A 22,722-nucleotide genomic window follows, 5' to 3' on the forward strand; every position below is an offset into this window, starting at 1 on the left:
CCCTGCCGGGCACGGGGTGCCGTCAATCGCGGAACGGGGCGGATCAGGCGCTCTTGCGCACGGGATAGTGCATCAGGCCGTCGAGCCTGCGCCGGAGGATGCCGGCGAGCTTGTCGACGGCGGGCTCCTGGAACAGCGTCTCGTGCGTCGCCGCGATCTTGTGGATATCGATCCCCCCCCGGACGAGGCCGCCCCAGCCGAGATCCGGGCCGGCGAGGAGATAGGGGACATACGCGTCCGTCGAGCGGAACAGCAGCATGCTCCCCGCATAGGGCTCGGGCCTGTAGCGGCCCTGCGCGACGAGATAGGCGTTCATGATGAACTGGGCGCGGTACATGTCGGGGATCGGGACGTTCGGGTCGAAGCGCTCCCGCGCGAATTCCGCGGCGCGGCGGCGGCGCTCGATCAGGCGGGAGGGCCAGCCCAGCGTATAGCCGAGGCTCCAGCGGCGGACCGCCCAGAGCCGTTCGACGGTGCTGTGCTGCTGCGCGACGCTGGTGGTCGACAGGGTGTCGAAGAGGACCAGGAGCGCGATGGAATAGCCCGCGCGGGTCAGCTGCTGCGCGACCTCGTAGGCGATCACCCCGCCGCCGGAATAACCCGCGATCCGGTAGGGACCGTGCGCATCGACCTCGCGGATGGCCGCGATGTAGGAGGCCGCCATCTCCTCGATGGAGTCCTGCGGCGCGAGCCGCCCGTCGGCGCCGCGCGCCTGCAATCCATAGAAGGGCTGATCCCGGCCGAGGCGCCGGCTCAGCTTCTCGAAGTTCAGGACGTTGCCCTGGCCGCCATGGATGCAGAAGATCGGGGCGCGGGTGGGGACGCCCCGGCAGATCTCCACCAGGGGCGACCAGGCGACGGCCGGCATCGCCAGCACCTTGTCCAACACGCCCGCCCCGGCGGCACCGTCGGCTGCGGGTTCGGGCGCGATCATCCCGCCGACGAGGCTCGCCAGTTGGCGTAAGGTGGAGGCGCGGAACAGGGTGGCGATCGGCAGGTCCACGTCGTGGTTCTTGCGGATGCGGGCGAACAACCGGACGGCCAGCAACGAGAAACCGCCGAGTTCGAAGAAATCATCCTGGGGACGCACCGTGGGGATGCCGAGCAGGTCGGCCCAGTATCCGCCGATCTCGCGTTCGATCTCGCTCGCATAGTCCGCCTCGCCGCTGGCCGGCCCGGCCGAACGCTGTGCCACCGGCGGCTTCGGGCGGATCGCGGACAGGGCCTCCCGGCGCAGGTCGGACAGCGCGATCGACGACGCGACGATGCCGCTGCCCCTGCAATCGAAGACCCGGCGGAACAGGTCGGGAGCGTCCGCCGCCATGATGCCGGCTTTCAGCCGCGCCTCGAGGCTCGGCGGATGCGCCTCGGCCTGCGAGGACTTCACCGCGCGGGACACGCTCTGCAGGGTGAAGCCTTCGAAGACGGCGAGCGGCACGCCGTTCACATCGCCGATGACCACGTCGAACCGGGCGGAGGCGCCGTGCTGCAACGCCGTGAGCCGGGCGTGGCTGCGGATCCGGCAGGGCCAGCGCCCCGGCGCGATCCGCATGCGCTCGATCGAGGTCGGGACGTAGACCATGTCGTCGGCCGGGGGCGCGAGGAGATGCAGCCCGAAGGTGGTCGCGATATCGGTGAGCGCCGGGTGCGCCGTGATCCCGTCGAGGTCGCCCGCGAACTCGGCGGCCAGTTCGAGTTCGGCCACGGCCTCCCAATCGCCGCGCTCGATCCAGCGTATCGTGTGCCAGCGCGGCCCGAACGTCACGGTCTCGCCCTGCGGGAAGCCGAGGCCCGGAAGCGCGTGCACCCCCTCCCGGCGCGCCGCCCGGCGGGCCACCCGCCGGACCGCCCAGGGCAGGGTCGATCCCGGCCACAGGGTGGCGCGCGCATGCTCGACCCATTCCTCGCCCAGGAGGGGGCGGCTCTCGACGGAGAGGGCGAAGCCTCCGCCGTCGAGGGCCGTCAGCGTGGTGCGCACGAGACGCTTCACGCCCGGCTCGAACACGAGGGGAAGATCGACCGTGAGCCCCCGCAGATCGACGCCGGAGGACGTGAACCCCGCCGTGGCGGCCGCGAGCGCGATCTCGGCATAGGCCGCGCCGGGCAGGATCGGACGGCCGTCGAGGACGTGTTCCGCCAGCACCCACATGCGGGCGGGGTCGTAGAGGGCCTGGAAGGTGATGGCGGTCTCGGTGCGGCCGGTCTCGACCCCAAGGAGCGGGTGACCTTCGGGGGTACCGGACAGGGCCGCTCCCCCGTAGATCCGGGCCGCCATGCCGATATCGCCCCAGATCCCCCAGGCCACCGAGAGGCCGTCGCCGCGCCGGGCGGCCATGGCGTCCAGGGCGGTGTTGGCGGCGGCGTAATCGACCTGGCCGGGCGGCCCGATCTGGGCGCTGGTGGAGGAGAATACCACGAACAGGTCGAGGCTTCCTTCCGGCAGCAGCGCGTCGAGGACCAGCCCCCCGGCCAGCTTCGGCGCCATCACCCGGCGGCTCGATTCGACGGTCTTCTCCATGATCGGGCCATCGTCGATGGAGCCGGCCGCGTGGAACACACCGTGGAGCGCGCCGAAGCGCTGCCGCGCGGCGACGACGACCCGCTCCATGGCGGCGCGGTCGGTCACGTCGGCGCTCACCGCGAGGATCTCGGCCCCCTCGGCCTCGAGGTCGCGGATCGCCGCCACATGGGCGGAGGCATCGCGCCCCACCAGCACGAGCCGCGCGGACACGTCGCGCGCCAGCCACCCGGCGAGGGCGAGGCCCAGGCCGCCGAAACCGCCGGTGACGAGATAGACGCCGCGCCGGCGCAGCCGATGGGGAAGCCCCGCCGGCCCCTCGATGCGCGTGGGCACCATCCGCTGAACCAGCCGCGTGCCTCCGCGATGGGCCACGAGGTCGACGCCGTGCTCCGCGTCGCACTCCGCCAGGACGAGGGCGGCCTCCGCCACCGGATCCACGTCGCGGCCGGGGACATCCTCGCCGCCGAGATCGATGAGCTGCGTCGCCAGGCCCGGCATCTCACGGGGCAGGACGCGGCACAGGCCGAGCAGGGTCGCGCGCTCCGGGTGGCGGGCCGCATGGTCCGGGGGCGACTGGCTCTCCCTCGTCACGACGCTCAGGCGCTTGGGCACCGCGACGTCGCAATATTGCATCGCCTGGCAGAGGGCGAGAAGGCTGTCGAAGCCCAGTGCCTGTTCGGCGCAGGGGCGATCCGGGGACGGGTCCGGCGCGCTCGTCGACCAGAGGTGGAGGATGTGGTCCGGCGCCATTCCATCCCGGTCGAGGGCCGCGACGAGGTCCCGGTACTGGGTCGGCTGGTCGGGCGTCAGCTGGAACAGGCGGTTGCGGACGGTGAAGGCCTCGCCTGGACGCACGACGGTGACACGCGCTCCCCGGTTCTCCAGGGCCGCCAGGATCGCGGTGCTCAGACGCGAGGCATCGGCGAAGAACAGCCATGTCCGGTCCGGCGCGGCCGCTCGGGGCGCGACCGGCACCGGCATCCAGTGCGGCACCGAGAACCAGTTCTCCATGGAATCGAGACGCTGGAGCCCGTCCGCCCCGGTATCGAAGGCCACCGGCATCGTCGCCGCCCGCACCGGCTCGATCCAGTGCCGCTGCTTCTCGAAGGCGTAGGTCGGCACGGGAACCCGGCGCGCGTCGTCACTCCCACGGATCGCCGCCCAATCGACGTCATGGCCGCAGGCCCAGAGCTTGCCGATCGCGGTCAGGGCGACGCAGAGATCCGATTCCGTATCGCCGGGCTGGCCCATGGTCGGAGCGATGGCCAGAGGCGCGAAGCCCCCGCCCTCCGCGAGACGCGCGAGGGCACCGAGGCTGTGGCCCGGCCCGATCTCCAGGAGCGCCCGGTCCGGCTCGGCCAGGATCGCCGAAACGCCGGCCGCGAAGCGGACGGTCTGCCGGAGATGCGAGACCCAGTAGTCCGGCCGCGTGAGTTCACCCGGCCCGACGAAGGCGCCGCTGAGGTTCGAGACGAAGGGGAGCGTGGGCTCGCGGAGGGCGATCGCGTCCAGGCGCGCGCGGAACCGGTCGAGGAAGGGGTCGAGCATGCGCGAATGGGCGGCGACGTCGATGCGCAGGCGGCGGAACTCGATCCCGTCCTCCGCCAGCCGCCGTTCGAGGGCAGCGATCTCGTGGACGGAGCCGGTCGCCACCGTGAGCGTCGCGGCGTTCTCCGCCGCGATGTCGAGGGCGTCACCCATCCGCTCGCGTAGCTCGGCGGAGGGCAGCGACACCGCCAGCATGGCGCCCGCGGGCGCGGCCTCGAAGATCTGCCCGCGCAGGACGACGACGGACAGGGCATCGGCGAGGGACATCACGCCGGCGATGCAGGCGGCGGCATACTCGCCCATGCTGTGCCCGATGACGGCGGCGGGGCGAATGTTCCAGGCGAGCATCATGCGCGCCGTGGCGTATTCGACGATGAACAGGGCCGGGATGGTGTAGCGCGGCCGCGCGAGGAGGGCGGCGGCGGCGGCATCGCCCGGCTCGCTGTCGAGGAGCAGCGCCCGCAGGCCGTCCGGGGCATCGGGCGGCAGCAGCGCGAGGCAGGCCTCCAGCGCCTCGCGGAAGGCCGGCACGTCCCGGTAGAGGTCGAGGCCCATGCCGGGATATTGCGCCCCGCCGCCGGGGAACATGAAGACCGCGCCGACGGTCCCGGCACCGGCGCTGCCCGTTCCCATGCGGCGATGCGTGTGGCCGGCCAGGATCTCGCACGCCCCTGCATGATCGCGGGCGACGACGGCGCAGCGATGCGGGAAGGCGCGGCGGCCGGTCTGGGTGGTGAAGGCCGCGTTCGCCAGGGTGAGGTCCGGCGAGGGATCGGCCAGCGCCTCCCGCCATTTGCGCTTCGCCCCGTCGAGGGCCTCGGCGGTCCGTGCCGACAGGGCGAGGATTTGCCAGTCCCGCGCGGGACCCGGCACAGGCGCGGCCGGGGCCTCTTCCAGGATGACATGGGCGTTGGTGCCGCCGACCCCGAGGGAGTTCACCGCGGCGCGCCGGGGCGTCCCGGTGCGGGGCCAGGGCCTGGCCGTCGTGACCACGGTGAACGGGCTCGCGGAAAAATCGAACCGGCCGTTGGGCCGGACGCAGTTGAGGCTCGCGGGGAGTTCCTCGTGGTGCATCGCCAGGGCGACCTTGATCAGGCCCGCGACGCCAGCCGCCGTGTCGAGATGCCCGATATTGGTCTTGAGCGAGCCGATGCCGCAGAACTGGCGCCGGCCGGGGAGGGAATAGGCCTCGCTCAGGGCCGCGAGCTCGATGGGGTCTCCCACCGGCGTGCCGGTCCCGTGCGCCTCGATGTAGCTGACGCTGCCGGGGTCGATCCCCCCGACCGCGAGGGCCTCGGCCGCCGCGCGGGCCTGCCCCTCGACGCTGGGCGCGAGGTAGCCGGCCTTGGTCGAGCCGTCGTTGTTGACGGCGGAACCGCAGATGACCGCGTAGATGTGGTCGCCGGCGGCGACGGCGTCTTCGAGCCGGCGCAGGGCCACGATGCCGGCCCCGCTGCCGAACAGGGTGCCGTTGGCCGCGTCGTCGAAGGCGCGGCAATGCCCGTCCGGCGACAGGATCTCGCCCTCAGCAGCGCGGTAGCCCTGCCGGTGCGGCACCTCGATGGTGACGCCGCCGGCCAAAGCCATGTCGCATTCGCCCGAGAGCAGGCTCTGGATCGCGAAATGGACCGCGACCAGGGAGGTCGAGCAGGCGGTCTGCACCGAAACACTCGGACCCTGCAGGTCGAGGAGATAGGAGGCCCGGGTGGCGAGGAAGTCCTTGTCGTTGCCCGTATGACGCAGGAGGAAGAGCCCCACCTGTTCGACGAGCTCGGCATTGGTGAGCAGGTTGTTGGCGAAGTAGGCCTGCATCCCGCAGCCCGCGAAGACGCCGATGGCCCCCGCGAACGCCTCGGGACGATGGCCCGCATCCTCCAGCGCCTCCCAGGCGCATTCGAGGAAATGCCGGTGCTGGGGGTCGAGGATGGCCGCCTCCCGAGGGCTCAGGCCGAAGAAGCCCGCATCGAACGCTTCCATGTCGGGCAGGACCATGCCGGCCTTGACGTAGCGCGGGTCGCGCAGATGCGTGCCGGAGACGCCGGAGGCCAACAGTTCCTCGTCGCTGAACCAATGGGTCGCCTCGCGTCCCGACTTCAGCAGATGCCAGAGCTCGCCGGTCGTGGCGGCGTCCGGGAAACGCCCCGCCATGCCGATGATGGCGATCCGGCCCGGTGCATCACCTGCTGTGTCGGGGGTCGGCGAAAACATGGCGTACCTCACGTATTCTCTGGTGACCGAGGGCTCAGGCGACCGTCGCCGGCATCTCCTGGCGGCGTCGGAGCGCCTGCCGCGCCTTGGCCCGATCGTGTCCCCGGTCGGTGGCCGAGGGGCCGGTGGCGAATCCTCCGAGATGCAGGGAGAGGGTGCGGATCGTGGGGAAGCGGAACAGGTCGGTGATCGCGATCTCGCGGCGGAGCTCCTCGCCGAGGCGGCGCTGGACCTGCACCACGAGGAGGGAATGACCGCCGAGGTCGAAGAAGTTTTCGTTCGTGGCGGCCACCTGGCGACCGAGCGCTTCGCTCCAGATGCCGGCGATCAGTGCCTCCACCGAGGACATCGGCGCCTCGGGCGATGCCGATTGTGTCTCCGGTGACGGATGCGGCGCCGGCAGCGCGCCGCGATCGACCTTGCCGTTCAGGGTCATCGGGAAGGCAGGCAGAACGACGATCACAGCCGGGACCATGAAGGCGGGCAGGGTCGAGGCGGCCGCCTCGCGCAGGGCCTCGGGCCGCAGGGTCGCGCCGTCCCTGGCGGTGACGTAGCCCACCAGACGCTGGTCGCCGTCGGTATCCTCGCGCGCCACCACGACGGCGGCGGCGATGCCGGGCTGGCGCGCCAATGCGGCCTCGATCTCGCCGAGCTCGATCCGGTGCCCCCGGACCTTAACCTGATGGTCGAGCCGCCCGAGGAAGATCAGCGCTCCCGAGGCGTCCCGGCGGACGAGGTCGCCGGTCCTGTAGAGCCGGCCCGGACCGAAGGGATTGGGGACGAACCGCTCCGCCGTCAGATCCTCGCGACCGAGATAGCCACGGGCGAGGCCCTCGCCGCCGATATGGAGCTCGCCCGCCAGATAGGCCGGGCACGGGCGCCGGTGCGCGTCGAGCACGTGCAACGTGGTGTTGGCGATGGGTTCGCCGAGGGTCACGCCGCGTTCCACGCCGTCGATCTCGACCACGGCCGACCAGATCGTCGTCTCCGTCGGGCCGTACATGCCGAGGAATCTGCCGGGCAGGAGGTCGCGCAGCTGGCGCGCGAGGTCCGCGCTCAGAGCCTCGCCGCCCACCATCATGGTGCCGAGCTGCGCGAGGGCGCGCCGGCCCGCCGCATCGGCTACCAGCATCCGGGCCATGGACGGCGTGCATTGGAAGTGGGTGACATGGTGCCGGACGATGTCCTCGGGCACCGAGGCGGGCATTGTCGCGGTGAGGGTCCCGGCCAGAACCATCAGGCGTTTCAGGTGCTTGAGATGGTCGAGGGCGAGATCGGTCGGTACCCCGAAATCGACGAGGCAGGCGATCTCGTCGGTCCCGATGCGCCGCACCGCCTCGACCATGCCGAGGCAGGATTCCGGGGTGCCGAACAGGCCGCCGGTGCGGTGATAGCGCTCGAAGGCGTGGTCCAGCAGCGCGTCGCGATCGGCCGGCGACAGGTCTTCGGCGTCGAGGATCTCCGCCGGCGTACGGCCGTCGGAGGCCGCGCGCTGGACGAAGGTGGGGAAGGTCCAGGCGGCCTGCCTGACCAGATCCATCGCGCTGCCGAGATAGCGCTTCATCGGCTCGCGGACGGTCTCACGGACCGCATCCTCGTCCTCGCCCACGAAGGTATGAAGCATGAGGGTCACGTGGCCCTCGCCGGCATGGCCGGCCTCCCGCCAGGCTTGGCGGTATTGCCGGATCTTGTCCGCCAGTTCCTCGAGGGTCTGGCCGAGGAGATGGGTGAGGACGCCGCATCCGAGCCGCCCGGCCTGGACGAAGGTGTCGGGATTGCCGGCCGCCGTCAGCCACATCGGCAGTTCGGGCTGGATCGGCCGGGGCATCGTGCCGATCTCCACGACCTTGCCCAGCGGGTTGGGGAACGGCAGGCGCTCGCCGCGCCAGAGACGGCGAATGTCGTCGATCTGCCCCGCCATTCTCTCCTTGCGCTCGGCGAACCGCTCGGGCGCCAGGACGAAGTCGTTCGGCTGCCATCCCGACGCGAAGGCGATCCCGGCCCGGCCCTTCGACAGGTTGTCGATCATCGCCCAGTCTTCGGCGACGCGCAGGGGATGGTGCAGCGGCAGGACGCAGCTGCCCGCGCGGATCTTGACCCGCTCCGTGCAGGCGGCGAGGGCGGCGGCGCTGAGCGCGGCATTGGGGTAGAGGCCGCCGAAGGCATGGAAGTGCCGTTCCGGCGTCCACACCGCCTCGAAACCGTTGCGATCGGCGAAACGTGCGCCCTCCAGCAGCAGGCGGTACTTGTCCTGCGGGTCTGCCGCGTCGTCGTTCGAGAAGTAGAACAGGCTGAAGCCGGGGCCGGGACTCGGCTCGGAGCGCTGGCCGTGCAGCACCACCGTAAAGCCGCGCGCCAGGGTCCAGAGGATCTCCAGCACCGAGATGTCGAAGGACAGGCTCGTCGCCGCGAGCCAGATGCCGGGGGGGTCGTGCGGGATGCGGGCATCCATGCCGGCGCAGAAATTCATCAGGTTGCGATGGGTGATCGCCACGCCCTTGGGCCGGCCCGTCGAACCGGACGTGTAGATGACGTAGGCGAGATCCTGCCCGCCGGCGCGACCGGGGGGCGGCGCGGCCTCGCCGCTGGCCTCCGCGGTGTAGAGCATCTGCGCCGGAGCGAAGGCGAGGCGTTCCTGGATCGGGCGGCTCGTCAGCAGCACCTCGGCGCCCGAATCGTCGAGCATGTAGGCGAGGCGCTCTCGCGGATAGTCGGCATCGAGGGGCAGGTAGGCCGCACCGGCCTTCAAGGTCGCGAGGACGGCGACGACGAGGTCCGGCACCCGCTCGTGGCAGATGCCGACGATGGTCCCCGGCCCGATTCCGGCCGCGACGAGGCGGCCGGCGAGTTCCCCGGCGGCGCGGTCGAGCTCGCCATAGGTGAGGCGGGTTTTGCCGACCACCACGGCGTCCCGCTCGGGCAGCTCGGCCGCCCTGGCGGCGATCTCGTCCTGGATCGTGCAATTGTGCAGGAAAGGCAGGGTGGTGGCGTTGAGTGCGGCCACGATGGCCGCCTCTTTCTCCGGCACGAGGGGGAGCGCGCCCAGGCGGATTTCGGGATCGGCCAGGAAGATTTGGAGGAAGGCCGCGAACTGCCCGGCCATGGCCTGCGCGACCTCGACCTCGAAAGTTTGGCCGCAGACGAGGAGCTCCGCCCGGCTCTCCCCATCGCTCAAAACCAGCAACAATTCGGAGCCGGAACGCGTCAGGAGACCCGGTTTCGCACCGCCATGGACCAGGCCTATCTTGCGCCATGCGACGGCCCTTTCGCGCATGTCGGGAGAGTCGGCGCGTTGCGGTAGATCGGCGGCCAGAATGCCCCTGGCGGCGAGGTCCGCGCGCTCGGCTGCGAACGCCGCCCGGAGCTCCGCGACCGAGCCGTCACGGTCGATGGCCAGGGTCAGGGGACGGTCCGGTAGGAACCACGGCCAAGTATCGCGTTCGGAATCTGCGGCGGCCTCGCTGAGCCCCAGCGTGATCCGGGGCGTGTCGCAAACGAGGCCGATCCAGGCGACGAAGGCCGCCGCCGCGTCGTCCAGGCTCGCCGTCGGGCCAAGCGGGATGGCGATGGAATACGGCGCGGCCTCGGAGCCTCCGGCCCCGCGACGGGGATAGGGCAGCGTCGGCGCGGCGACATCGGCCATGCGCTCGATCCAGAACGCCTCGTGGGCGGCGGCGAGGCGCTGGGCGGCGGTGATCGCCTCGGCGCGCGGTCCTTCGATCTCGGGCAGGACCGTGCCGAGGTCGAACATCGCCCCTGCCGGCTCGCCCCGCAGAGTCGTGAGGCCGGTGAGGACGATCTCGCGATCGGCCGTCGCGACGGAAACGAGGTCGGGGGCCACCCGCATGATCGTGCCGGGCGGACGATGATCGGAGGCGGGACCGATCTCAGCGCCCCGGACCAGGACCAGATCCCGCCCGGTGAAGATCTTCGGGCGCGCCAGCGGATTGGGCACCGGGCCGAAATCGAGGGCGCGGACGAGGGCCGCGATCCTCGCGGCGGGCTGGCGGAAATCCAGGGTCGCCGCGCGATCCGGGCGCTTGAGCCGGCCGTGATAGAGGCGTTCGCCCCGCTGCGGCCTCGCTTCCACGCAGCCCGAAACGAACCCGTCGAGGAGGGCGGCAAAGCTCGAGGCGCCGGCCTCGTAGCAGCGGCCGTTGAGGCTGAATACGGTGTCGCCGGGCAGGATGTCGAAATGCTCCTGCGCCAGAATCGCGCCGGTATCGATGGTCTCGTCGATCTGATGCCAGGTCACGCCATGGGAGGTCTCCCCGGCGAGGATCGCCCAGGTCGTGGCATGGAGGCCGGCATGCCTCGGCAGGGGGCCATCGTGAAAGTTGATCGCCCGGCGCCGGACGCGGGCGAGGATGGCGGGCGGGATCACGTCGAGGTTGCCGACGCTGAACAGGAAATCGACCGGCACGTGGCCCTGGCCCTGGCCCGCTTTCAGGTACGCGTCCTTGTCGATGAGGGTGAGCCCAACACGGCGCGCCCAGTCGGCGGCGCGGGGATCTCGCGTGACGACGGCGGAGATCACATGCCCGGCGGCCAGGAAGAGCTCCGCGCATCGGATCAGCAGCGTCCCATCGCCGATGAAGCAGGCGGTGGGTCTCGCATCGTCCTCAGCGTGATACGAGGCCGTATCGTCCCGAGGAGGGTTCCCGATGAATTCCATCTCGACAGGCTCCGGCACCGCTGCACGTCATGGGAATCGATGAGTTGAAACAAGAAGCGAGGTTTCGAATTTTCAAATTCGAGACAAAATGCTCGTTCCGGCAAACAAAGACATGAATTTCGACGAATTGTTGAGGCAATGATCGAATAGGGGCCAACGATCCTGACAGCAATCTTACCGGCCGTCATTCCTGAAAGGGATTATTGAGACGAACCCGGACCCGCATGACGGGCCGAACTCGTTTCCTCGACCTTTCAAATAAAAGATGCGGCGTTAATCCCCTCAAGAGAAGCACTACTTCGGATTACTGAGCTTTTTCCTCGATGGCGCCCCGTCGCCGCGGGCGGATTTCAATTGCGGTGCCCCCTGGGTCAGCGGCGGGCGCATGAGCGACGAAACCGGAAGACGCGAGGCCCGGACCGTGTCGTGGGCCTCGCCGTCCGGGCCGGCGCCTCCGTCGTCGGAGAGCGCCTTCCCGGCGGGGGCGGCATTGGCGGAGGACGGCGCGGCGGCGTTCGCCTGGGGCCACCCGCGATTCGGGCGCGGAGCCACGCGGCGGAGGACGGAGGGCGTCGGCAGCGCTTTCGGCTTCGGTATGGCGATGCCCCTCGCGAAGGTCAGCGCGTCGAGGGAGGCGAAGGTGGCGCCGCCGAGCGTCAACCATCTCGGGCGCAGGTCGCTCACGGGCGCGTCGTCCACCGGCGCGATCTCCCGGACCTTGGACACAGCGGCCCGCGCCGCGCCGGACCCGCCCTCCGCAGCGTCGCCCTTCGCGACGTCGGCCGTCGCATCGGCATCGATCGACGCCAGTTCCATCCGCGCCGGGGCATCGCTATCGCGGGCGAGCCCGACCTCCGCCAGGGCGGTCTCGGCCACCCGGCGTGCCTCATCCGCCAGCGCCTGCGCGCGGATCGCCGCATCGGCGCGGGCCTGGAGATCCGCGGCCTCGGACCGGAGGGTCGAGACCTCCCCGCGGCTGGCCTCGAATTGCCCTTCGAGGCGCCGGAGCGCCTGCTCGCGGTCTTCCGCGTGGGCGGACAGAAGCTGGCGATCGTATTGCGTCCGCTTCAGGTCGGCCTCCACGGCCTCCAAAGCCCGGCGCCCTTCATCGACCTGCCGGCCCAGGAGGGAGCGGGCGATCTCGGCCGCGTCCTTCTCGGAGCGAAGCGCCAAGGCGAGGGTCGTGATCCTGTCCTCGGCCTGCTGCAAGGCGGCCCGATGCCCGTCCTGCTCCTGGCGCGCCTCGCGCGCTCCCACGGACCGGGTCGTCTCGACCACGAGGCCAAACACGATCGCGCTGAGAATGGAGGTGGTGGCCAGCAGCCAATAGAGGTTGCCCGAGAAGCGGGAGCCCGGCCGAATTGGGCCGACGAGGTCGGCATGGTCGTGCCGGAACGACTCGGCCCACCCCCCTCCCCCGGGGAGCGGCGCGCGGACCGAACCGACCTGCGCCGCATCGCCGGCATCGAGCGATCTTTTGGAGCCGGCAAAGCTGTCATGAGCGTGCAACCACCTGCCCAACATATCGAATCTCACATCACCGCAGCTGTATGCCGCCGATTGTACCTCGCGTTGCCAGTCATCGGAGATCGAAAGAGACCTACTCCGAACGGACGATCTGGGCGTATGACCGGTCCCGAAGGATCCGAGCGGAATCTATACAGTCGCTGAATTTGAGACGTCGTAGAAATCCCTGAGTGCCCCCCTCAATGTTCGCACCAAGAACCGCCACACATTAACATCTGCATAGAGCTTTCGGATGGTTCGGCGAAGTCGGAATCCGGCATCGATCAAATGGGATGACCAAAAAAGGATTAGCTAACCCATTTTTCATTGACGATCAGATTGTTCCAATTCATACCAGAGTCTCAATTTAATGTATCGGTTTGTACATTACTTGAAGACGGAGCGGTCGATTTATCCAATGCGAATCGGTGGGGGTCCAGCGATGATTCATGTATCCGGAACTACCTTTCCACGACTCAATATTGCTCCCGCAAAACGTCCGGCAACCGTCATTAGCGGTGGGACGGCGCTCTACAGAGAAGGTTTACGCTACATCTTGATAAAGAGCGGCTTCGACGTCGTCTCCATGGTGGGAGGCCTGGACCAAGTCCAGGATTTTACCGAAACATTTGATTCAAATTTGATTATCGTCATGAGTATTCAACCGACCGCGGACGCGCCGACCGAAGAGATCATCAACGCTCGTCTTCGCTTCCCCAATAGCTTCATCATATGCATCTGCGCGACCTGTGAAGCCGAGCATGTGGCACCGATGCTGGAATGCGGCGCGGCGGCCATCCTTCTATCCAGCGCCGGTTCGGATACGCTGGTTCAGGCGCTGGAACTGATCCTCCTCGATCACTGCGTCGTGCCGCACCTGTCGGTTCGCGCGCATGTGAAGACCGAGCCATGTGAGGAGGAGGATCAGGCGCCCGCACCCACCGGCGAGGATCGGTCTCCCTCGGACGATCAGGCGTTCCATCTCTCGGAGCGGGAACTCAGCATTATCGCCTGCCTGATCAAGGGCGATTCGAACCGTACGATCGCCGAGCGCCTCTCCATTGCCGAGGGACGTGTGAAGGGGAACGTCAAGGCGATCCTCCGAAAGATCAATGTACGAAACAGAACACAGGCCGCGCTCTGGGGTATCAGATACTGCAACGCCGGGGACCGGAGTCGACTGGTCGCGCATCATCCGGCTGTGGCGTCCCTGAACGACGTGCTCGAAGAGATGGCGACCGTTTAACAGTACCGTCGAGGCGTTCCCTCGTCCTGAGGTGCCGCGTAGCGACTGTGAGAGAGACTTCCAGTTACCGCTTTGGTCTCTGGAGGGCTCCTTCGAGGCCCGTTGCTGCAGCAAAGGGCACCTCAGGATGAGGTCGTCTGATTGGATGTTTTGCTTTGGCATGAGCATCCGCTGAGGCACCCAACCAAATCGGCCTTGAGAGTCCTCGCGCGACCTCCCCTCTCGGCCGGCGCCAGGTCGATGCAGGGCGGCAATCCTCCCAATAAAGACTTGAACTACACCTCATAGCATTTGGCCCGACCGACACCCTGTCAGGCCGGCGCTTGCCCTCGCTCGCGATATCGCGATGCCCCGGCCAACCCTGCCACGTCCAATTGTACGCCATCGCGTCGCGTGGCCCTTCGGATGACGCGACGCCCGCGCCCCGCCGGCACCGCACATCAGCGCTCATCGCCGGTCGATCGGAGTGGATGAAGCCTGCCGCACCGGGAGTTGTCTCGACTAACCCCTTCGCGCACCAGATCGGCTTGATTTGGCACTATCGAAGACATCACGGTTCCATAGTTATTAGTCCGATTGTTCTTTTGATTTACCAGAACCATCACTTTAAATTGAATATCAAGACTGATGTAGATCGTTTTCATGACGTGATGGAAAGAGAGCCATGAACGCAAAAATTGCTGTCACGGGAGCTGGCGGATATATTGGATCCGTCATGGTCGGAGAATTGCTGCGCAGCGGGTACAGGGTCAGGGCCATCGACGCGTTCTACTTTGGAACGCCGTGTCTTTCGAAGTATGACGGCCATCCGAAACTCGAGATCGTCAAGCAGGACATCAGGACCATCGATCACCGCGCCTATGACGATTGCGATTATGCCATCGATCTGGCCGCTTTATCCAACGATCCGTCCGGCGACCTCGACCCGGAACTGACACGGTCCATCAACGAGACGGGCCGCATCCGGGCCGCGATGGCCGCCAAGCGTGCCGGCGTCCGCCGTTACCTCTTCGCCAGTTCCTGCGCGGTCTACGGTGCCGGCCAGGACCTGTTCCTCTCCGAGGACACGCCGCTGCGCCCGCTCACCATCTACGCGCAGACCTGCGCCAGGGCCGAAGAGGCCGTGCTCGCCCTGAATACCGGCCATTTCGTCGCCACCGCGCTGAGGAACGCCACCGTCTTCGGCCTGTCGCCGCGCATGCGCTTCGACCTCGTGGTCAACCAGATGAGCTTCGACGCCCTGGATCGCGGCCGCATCACGGTGGGGGGGGATGGTTCGCAATGGCGCCCCCTGGTCCATGTACGGGACGTGGCCGCCGCGTTCCTCGGCGCCCTGCGCGCTCCCGCCGGAGCCGTCGCCGGTGAGGCCTTCAACGTCGGCTGGGACAATCGCCAGATCGTCGACATCGCGCTCGCGGTGAAGAACACCGTCACGAGGCCGAGCGAGATCGAGTTCATGCCCGGCGGACCCGACCGGCGCGATTACCATGTGAGCTTCGCCAAGGCGCGCGAACACTTCGGCTTCGGGGCACGGTACCGGATCGAAGACGCCGTCATCGAGATCCAGAACGCCATCGAAGCCAAGCTCCTGCGCAACACGCCCGCCTGCAACACGGTCAAGTGGTACAAGATGCTGCTCGCCGATCCGCTCCAGGGGTTGAGCCTGCCCCTCGCGGCCGAGGAGACCGTCGCCGCGAGCCCGGGCGTCTTCCCCCGCCCGCAATTCGAGACCGCCGCGGACGGGGCGCGCGCCTGAGAGCCGATCCGGACCCGCGCCTCCCATCGACCGGTCCAAGAGTGCCGTGTCGCAGGTTTTCGATCGCAGAACCGGGGGCCACGTCTGCGAAACCTGCTTAGGAGGACACCCATGCGAGCCTATGACATGCCTTCCTCGTCCCCGGTCCGACGGCCGGATGGCGGCTCCCCGCTCTCCGTCCGTCATGTCATCATCGAGAACAAGGAGGGATATCCCTCCTTCGCCAACGGTATTCATCAGAATACCCGCTCCCTCGTCACCGAACAGACCCTGTCGGGCGAGGCGTCCCGCATCCTGTTCCTGTCGCGCGACCCGCACGGGATGACGGTGCCGGCGGGCATCCGGCTAAATCATGTCCCGCTGGAGGGGCTCAGGCTCCTCGGCCGCACGGTGAGCCTGTCGCGCCGCTCCCGCGAGGCCTTCCTCGACGGGGCCGACACGCGGACGGTCTTCCACTTCCACGGCGCGCGCCAACCGCTCCTGGTCTCGCTGACGCGGATGCTGCGCCGGCGCGGCATCCCCTACGTCATCAGCCTCCACGCCTGCTTCTCGCATTTCTACGACCGGGCCGGCCGGCTGGTGAAGCCGTCGACCGCCCTCTACGTCCGGCTGCTGGAGCGCCGCGTTCTGGAGGGGGCGCGCTTCGTCCACGTCATCACCGCCCTGGAACAGGCCGAGCTGCGCCGCCTGGCGCCCAAGGCCCGGTCGGTCCTCGTGCCCCACGGGGTCTATTCGAGCGCGCTCGGCGGGCGTCCGGGATTCGTCGACAGGCCCGGCCCTGCCGGCGGGTTATTGGGCCCTGCCGGCGGCGCGCCCGTCTTCGGCTTCTGCGGCCGGCTCGCGACGTTCCACAAGGGCCTCGATCTCCTGATCGAGGGGTTCGCCCTCTACCGGCGGCAGGGCGGCACCGGCCGCCTCGTCGTCATGGGTCCGGGCGACGAGCGCGAGGCGCTGGCGGCGACGGCCCTCCGCCTCGGAATCGGGTCCGCCGTGACCTTCGAGGGGCCGCGCTACGGAGCCGACCGGGACGAGGTCGTCCGGTCTTGGGACTTCTTCGCCTTTCCCTCGCGCCTCGACCGCTGGCCGACGGCGGCCCTCGAAGCCCAGATCCTGGGCGTGCCGCTCCTCATCACCGCCGAGGCGGGGATGACCGAGGCGATGGCACGGCACGGGGCCGGCCTCCTCATCGAGGATCTGACGGCCGAGGCCGTGGCCCGGTCGCTCGCCCGGGCGTCTTCCCTCGATTCCGCGGAATGGCGGGCGATGTCGCGCGGCGCCCACCGGATGGGATGCTCGGCCGACTGGACCGTGGTCGCGGCACGCCTGCACGCCCTCTACCGAACCACACCGGCATCGCCGGCCCTCAGCGAAGACATGGAGGCAACGGATGGCAGTCCCGTTCTATAGGCATGCGCTCTCGCCGGACTACGCGGTGCGGGTGGCCTCGGTCCTCGGCAGCGCGTTCCTGACGACGGGCCCCGAGGGGGCGCGCGTGGAGGACCTGCTGCGGGACTTCTTCGGCGTGCCGCATGCCAAGCTCACCTCGAGCTGGACGCAAGGGGCGGTGGCGACCCTCCTCGCCATGGGGATCGGCCCCGGCGACGAGGTCATCGTACCGGCCATGACCTTCGCGGCGACGGCCAACGTGGTGCGCCTCGTGGGCGCGACGCCGGTCTTCGTCGACAGCGACCCGAACACGCTCCTGATCGATCTCGCTCTCGCGGCGGCGGCCGTGACGGAGCGGACGCGGGCGATCATCCCGGTCCATCTCTACGGCCAGATGGTGGACATCCCGGCCCTGCGGGCGGCGATTCCTTCCTCGATCCGGATCATCGAGGACGCGGCCCATTGCTTCGAGGGCAGCCGCAACGGGCGCCGGCCGGGGCAGGACGGCGACGCGGCGATCTTCTCCTTCTACGCGACGAAGAACGTGACCTGCGGCGAGGGCGGCGCCGTCGTCACCCGTGATCCCAACCTCGCCCGGACCCTGGTGCAAACGGTGCTGCACGGGATGTCCGCCGGCGCGGCCCAGCGCTTCCAGGGCGGCACCTACAACCATTGGGACATCGACCGCCTCGGCACCAAGGCCAACCTGCCGGACCTGCTCGCCGTCCTGCTCGCCCCCCAGATCGAGCAGGTGGAGGTCCAGTGCGCCCGGCGCGAGGCCTTGAGCCGGCGCTACGAGAGCGCGCTCGCCGGCACCCCGTTCACCTGGCCGGCCCTGGAGCCGGGCGTGGTCTCGGCCCGCCACCTGTTCCCGATCCACGTGCCCGACGGCCGCCGCGACGACATGCTCCGGGCGCTGGGCGAGGCCCGCATCGGCACGACGGTGAATTACCGCAGCGTGCCCACCCTGACCCTCTACCGCGACGTGCCGGAAGCCTCGTCCCTGCCCGTGGCGCAGGAATGGGGCGAGGGCACGCTCTCGCTGCCGCTCTTCCCGGATCTGCGCATCGACGAGCAGGACGAGGTGATCGAGACCGTGCTGGCCCAGGCCTCCGCGTTCTGGCCGAAACCCGCCCTGCGGACCGCGACCGGACGGTGAACACGGGCCTCCCGAAACCCGTTCCCCGTCTTTCCAACCCCTGACCTCATCCTGAGGCGCCGCGAAGCGGCCTCGAAGGAGGGCTCCAGTCCTCGCTCAGAGAACTGGAGGTCTCCTTCGAGGCCCTTTGCTTGCGCAAAGGGCGCCTCAGGATGAGGTGAGAGGGTGGGAAGATCGATCGTCTTGCAACGATACCGACTTCCCCAAGTGAAACTCCTGAATAGGATCGACACACGAAAGCCGCCCCGTATTCGCGGAGCGGCTTTCGCGCGGTCGATGCCGTCGCGGGATCACCCCGCGGCGACCGCGAGTTCCGGCAGTACCGCGCCCTGTGGCTGAGTCAGGTCGATCCGTGGCGCCGGGCGCTCCGCCGTGACGCTGCGCCGGCCGATGCCCACGTGGCGGAAGCCCGCCTCCGTGGCTTCCGCCACCGGGATGATGTTGCGGTAATCGACGAGGACCGGCCCGGCCATGCGCGAGCGGAGACGGGCGAGGTCGAGGGTGCGGAACGCGCTCCATTCCGTGACGATCGCCACCGCATGGGCGCCGGCCACGCAGCTATAGGGGTCGGTGGCGTAGGCGATGTCGGGCATGAGCGCCCTCGCCTGGTCCATCCCCTGGGGGTCGTAGGCCCGCACCTCGGCGCCCTCGTCCTGCAGGGCGGTGATGATCGAGGTGGCCGGCGCCTCGCGGGTGTCGTCCGTATTCGCCTTGAAGGTGAGGCCGAGCACCGCGATGGTCAGTCCGCGCACGGAACCGCCGCAGGCCTTGATGAGGCGGCGCGCCATCGATCGCTTGCGCTGCTCGTTGGCGGCCGCCACCGTCTCGATGATGCGGGAAGGGACGCCGTAATCCTGCGCCGACTTGATCAGCGCCTGGATATCCTTGGGAAAGCACGAGCCGCCGAAGCCGGGGCCGGGCTGGAGGAATTGCGCGCCGATCCGCCGGTCGAGGCCGATCCCGTAGGCGACTCCCGCCACATCCGCATCCGCCCGCTCGCAGAGGTCGGCCATCTCGTTGACGAAGCCGATCTTCATGGCGAGGAAGGCGTTGGCGGCGTATTTCACCAGTTCGGCGGTGCGCCGGGTGGTGAAGAACAGCGGCACTGCGGCCTCCGCCAGGGGCCGGTAGAGGTTGGTCATGATCGCCCGCGCCCGCTCGTCCTGGGTGCCGATGACGATCCGGTCGGGATGCTGGAAATCCGCGATGGCCGCGCCTTCGCGCAGGAATTCCGGGTTCGAGACGACGGCGAAGGCCCCCTGGGGCTGGACGACGCGCATGATGTGCTCGACCCGGTCCCCCGTGCCCACCGGGACGGTCGATTTCGTCACCACCACGGTATAGCCCTGGATCGCTTGCGCGATGTCGCGGCAACAGGCGAAGACGTGGGCGAGGTCGGCATGGCCGTCACCGCGCCGGGCGGGCGTGCCGACGGCGATGAACACCACCTCCGCGTCGCGGACCGCCGCCGCGAGATCGGTGCCAAAGGTCAGTCGCCCGGCCGCGACGTTGTCGGCCACGAGGGCATCGAGATGCGGCTCGTAGATCGGCATCCGGCCAGCGCACAGGGCGGCGATCCGCTGAGGGTCCTTGTCCACGCAATGCACATGGTGCCCGAATTGGGCGAAGCACGCCCCGGATACGAGCCCGACATATCCGACGCCGATGACCGCCACCCGCATTCCAGCCTCCATGGATCGTTCAGATGAGCAAAGGCGACCGCTCGTGCCGAACAGCAACCGCCGCAAGCGACAACCTTAAAATATCATCCTGTCCTGGAGAACATCTCTTCCGAGTGGGCGGGAACTAGTCCGAAAGCTACACGCACGACGCCACTTCTTCGCGTCGAACAGTCGATCCGACATTTCGTCATCCCGATTCGGTGGCCTGACAGGACCCGCGCGGGACGAGATTCAGGACCTCGTCGAGTTGTTGTTCCAAGGCACGACCTCATCCTGAGGTGCCGCGCAGCGGCCTCGAAGGAACCCTCCAGGGATCGCAGTGGTCTCTGGAAACCTCCTTCGAGGCCTCCGCTACGCTCCGGCACCTCAGGATGAGGTGGTCGGCTTGGATGACCTGCTCTGACAAATGACAGATGTCCGACTTCGGCATGAGCATCCGGAGGATGGCGGAGGCCGTGGGCTCACATTTGCCCGGCACCTATGACCGCGATGTCGGCACCGACCCCGCCAAGTCGCCCCGTGCGGCGCAAGGGTACTATACGCGGCACCATGAGCGCGTTCGATCTAACTCTCAAGGTTCCTACCAATACAGTCGACGATCATGCAGTCCTTCTGGCGGCACGCATTGAATAAGGACGGTCTGTCATGAAGAAAAAGATACTTGTGACCGGGGCCGGTGGGTTCATCGGGCACCATCTCGTGAAAAGCCTCGTCAGCCAGGGCCATTGGGTCCGAGGGGCCGACATCAAGCTTCCGCAATACGAAGCCTCGGCCGCGCAGGATTTCCTCCAGGTCGATCTGCGCATGCGTGACAATTGCGCCATCGCCGTCAAGGACATGGACGAGGTCTATCATCTGGCGGCCGACATGGGCGGCATCGGCTTCATCAGCGGCTCCCATGCCGAGATCACCCTCAACAATACTTTGATCAGCGCCCATATGGTCGAGGCCGTGCGCTACAGCGGCCTGGAGAAGTTCCTCTTCTCCTCCTCGGCCTGCGTCTATCCCCAGCACCTCCAGCTCTCGCCCGACGTCACCCCCCTCGCCGAGGACGTCGCGTGGCCGGCCCAGCCGGAGGAAGGCTACGGGCTCGAGAAGATCTACATGGAGAAACTGTGCCAATACATGACCGAGGACTGGAAGATCCCGACCCGGTCGGTACGGTTCCACAACGTCTACGGTCCGCTCGGCACCTATGACGGCGGCCGGGAGAAGGCGCCCGCCGCGATCTCGCGCAAGGTGGTGCTCTGCCCCGACGGCGGCGAGATCGAGGTCTGGGGCGACGGTCTGCAGACCCGCTCCTTCATGTATATCGACGATTGCGTCGAGGGCCTGTGCCGGCTGATGGCGGAGGATTACTGCGCCCCGATCAATCTCGGCACGGACGAGATGATCACCATCAACGACCTCGTCGAGATCGCGGCCGAGATCGCGGGCAAGACGATCACCAAGCGCCACGACCTGACCAAGCCGCAGGGCGTGCGCGGACGCAACAGCGACAACAGCCTGATCCGCAAGGTCCTCAAGTGGGAACCCACGATCATGATCCGCGAGGGGCTCGTGCCGACCTATCGCTGGATCGAGGAAGAGATCGCCCAGGCCCATCCGGTCCGGCATTCCGTCGCGGCCGAATGACCCCGCGCCCGGCGCCGCATCCGATTCGACAGGCACGGATGCGGCGCCGAAGTATTCGGCGACGGCCTCGCGACGAAGATGCAGCAGCCACAGCAACGACCGTGAGGCGATCCGGATGTCGAAGCGCGTATTGATCGTCCACAACGAGTACCAGTTCCACGGCGGCGAGGATTCCGTCGTCGCCCAGGAGATCGGCGCCCTCGAACGGGCCGGCTGCGACGTCCGGCTCTTCACCTTGAGCAACACATCCATCGTCACGCCGATCGACCGCCTGCGCGCGGCGTTCCAGTCGGTGAATTCGCCGAAGAACATCGGCCTCGTCCTGAAGGAGGTCGACGGTTTCCGGCCGGACGTGGTCCACGTGCACAATTACTTCCCGCTGATCTCGCCGATGGTGCATGTGGCCGTGCGCAAGACGGGAACACCGACGATCCAGACGCTGCACAATTACCGGATCATCTGCGCCAACGCGATGCTGACGCGGAACGGCGCGCCCTGCGAGGTCTGCGTCGGCGGCTCCGCCTACAATGCGGTGCTGCACCGGTGCTACCGGGATTCCCGGCTCGGATCGCTGGCGGTGGCGCGATCGATCCAGCATCACAAGCAGATCGGCACCTGGGCGAACCATGTGGATCGCTTCGTCGCGCTCACCGAATTCGAACGCGGCCGGTTCATCGCGGCCGGCCTGCCCGGTGGACGCATCGCCGTGAAGGCGAACGGGCTCGCCGATCCCGGCCCGGTCCGGGAGGGCGAGCGGGAAGGATTGCTGTTCGTGGGGCGCCTCACCAGCGAGAAGGGCATCGAGACCCTGATCGCCGCAGCCAGGATCGCCGGCCGCAGGGTCACGGTCGTCGGCACCGGGCCGCTGGCGGACAAGGTCGCCGCCTCGCCCGATCTCGACTACCGGGGCCAGGTCACCCCCGCGCAGGTGCGCGCCGCGATGAGGGAGGCACGCGCCCTCCTCGTCCCCTCGCTCTGGTACGAGGGCTTGCCGATGGTGGTGGTCGAAGCCTTCGCCCTGGGCCTGCCGGTGATCGCCTCACGGATCGGCTCTCTCGCCGAGATCGTCTCGGACGACGTGACCGGCCTGCATGCCGCCCCGGGCGACGCCGCCGACCTCGCCCGCGCCATGACGCGGATCCTCACCGATCGCTCCGCATCCCAGCGCATGAGCCGGGCGGCGCGGTCGAAATACGAATCGTGCTGGAGCGAGACCGTCACCACGAACCAGCTCCTGGGGATTTACGCCGAGGCGATGGACTCGCACCGGACGATGCCGATCGCGGTCTAAGCAGGTTTCGCAGAAGTGGCCCCCGGTTCTGCGATAAAAACCTGCGACACATCAAGGAGCTAGGCAGGTTCCAGGTGTTTGTCCAAGGCTCGACCTCATCCTGAGGTGC

10 protein-coding genes are annotated in these 22,722 nt (G+C 68.4%); 6 read left to right on the plus strand and 4 right to left on the minus strand.

Annotation, left to right across the window (positions count from 1 at the left end):
• Window positions 1–43: 43 nt before the first annotated feature.
• The 3 genes from ASF26_RS02050 to ASF26_RS02060 form a co-directional block, all read right to left on the minus strand.
• A complete protein-coding gene (locus tag ASF26_RS02050; protein WP_056248794.1) occupies window positions 44–6,277 on the minus strand; it encodes a type I polyketide synthase in 6,234 nt (2,077 codons plus the stop codon).
• A gap of 34 nt (window positions 6,278–6,311) precedes the next feature.
• Complete coding sequence (locus tag ASF26_RS02055; protein WP_056248797.1) at window positions 6,312–10,952, minus strand: MupA/Atu3671 family FMN-dependent luciferase-like monooxygenase; 4,641 nt, start codon at window positions 10,950–10,952, stop codon at window positions 6,312–6,314.
• Between the two features lie 294 nt (window positions 10,953–11,246).
• Window positions 11,247–12,476 carry a hypothetical protein gene (locus ASF26_RS02060; RefSeq protein ID WP_156462831.1) on the minus strand — a complete coding sequence of 410 codons (1,230 nt, stop codon included), beginning with the start codon at window positions 12,474–12,476 and terminating at the stop codon, window positions 11,247–11,249.
• A 424-nt stretch (window positions 12,477–12,900) separates the two neighbouring features.
• Between ASF26_RS02060 and ASF26_RS02065 the strand changes: the two genes are divergently transcribed.
• The 4 genes from ASF26_RS02065 to ASF26_RS02080 all read left to right on the plus strand — a co-directional run bounded on the left by ASF26_RS02065 (window position 12,901) and on the right by ASF26_RS02080 (window position 18,005).
• Entirely contained in the window at window positions 12,901–13,704 is an 804-nt protein-coding gene (locus ASF26_RS02065) for a response regulator transcription factor (RefSeq protein ID WP_162240211.1), read from the plus strand.
• A 664-nt stretch (window positions 13,705–14,368) separates the two neighbouring features.
• A complete protein-coding gene (locus tag ASF26_RS02070; protein ID WP_082477477.1) occupies window positions 14,369–15,460 on the plus strand; it encodes an SDR family oxidoreductase in 1,092 nt (363 codons plus the stop codon).
• Between the two features lie 111 nt (window positions 15,461–15,571).
• Window positions 15,572–16,867, plus strand: coding sequence for a glycosyltransferase (locus ASF26_RS02075; protein WP_056248813.1), 1,296 nt, complete (start codon window positions 15,572–15,574; stop codon window positions 16,865–16,867).
• The gene (locus tag ASF26_RS02080; protein WP_056248815.1) at window positions 16,848–18,005 is read left to right on the plus strand and encodes a DegT/DnrJ/EryC1/StrS aminotransferase family protein; all 1,158 of its coding nucleotides are present in this window, start codon (window positions 16,848–16,850) and stop codon (window positions 18,003–18,005) included. The genes ASF26_RS02075 and ASF26_RS02080 overlap by 20 nt, the downstream gene beginning before the upstream one ends.
• Before the next feature lie 290 nt (window positions 18,006–18,295).
• Here the strand turns inward: ASF26_RS02080 and ASF26_RS02085 are convergent, their stop codons facing one another.
• Entirely contained in the window at window positions 18,296–19,687 is a 1,392-nt protein-coding gene (locus ASF26_RS02085) for a UDP-glucose/GDP-mannose dehydrogenase family protein (RefSeq protein ID WP_056248817.1), read from the minus strand.
• A 645-nt stretch (window positions 19,688–20,332) separates the two neighbouring features.
• Between ASF26_RS02085 and ASF26_RS02090 the strand changes: the two genes are divergently transcribed.
• Both ASF26_RS02090 and ASF26_RS02095 read left to right on the plus strand, forming a co-directional pair.
• A complete protein-coding gene (locus tag ASF26_RS02090; protein ID WP_056248823.1) occupies window positions 20,333–21,322 on the plus strand; it encodes an NAD-dependent epimerase/dehydratase family protein in 990 nt (329 codons plus the stop codon).
• 115 nt (window positions 21,323–21,437) lie between these two features.
• Window positions 21,438–22,613 (plus strand): glycosyltransferase, encoded by a 1,176-nt coding sequence (locus ASF26_RS02095; RefSeq protein WP_056248827.1) that lies wholly within the window; start codon window positions 21,438–21,440, stop codon window positions 22,611–22,613.
• Window positions 22,614–22,722 lie beyond the last annotated feature (109 nt).

The sequence above is a fragment of the Methylobacterium sp. Leaf93 genome (assembly GCF_001422345.1).
GTDB lineage: Bacteria > Pseudomonadota > Alphaproteobacteria > Rhizobiales > Beijerinckiaceae > Methylobacterium > Methylobacterium bullatum.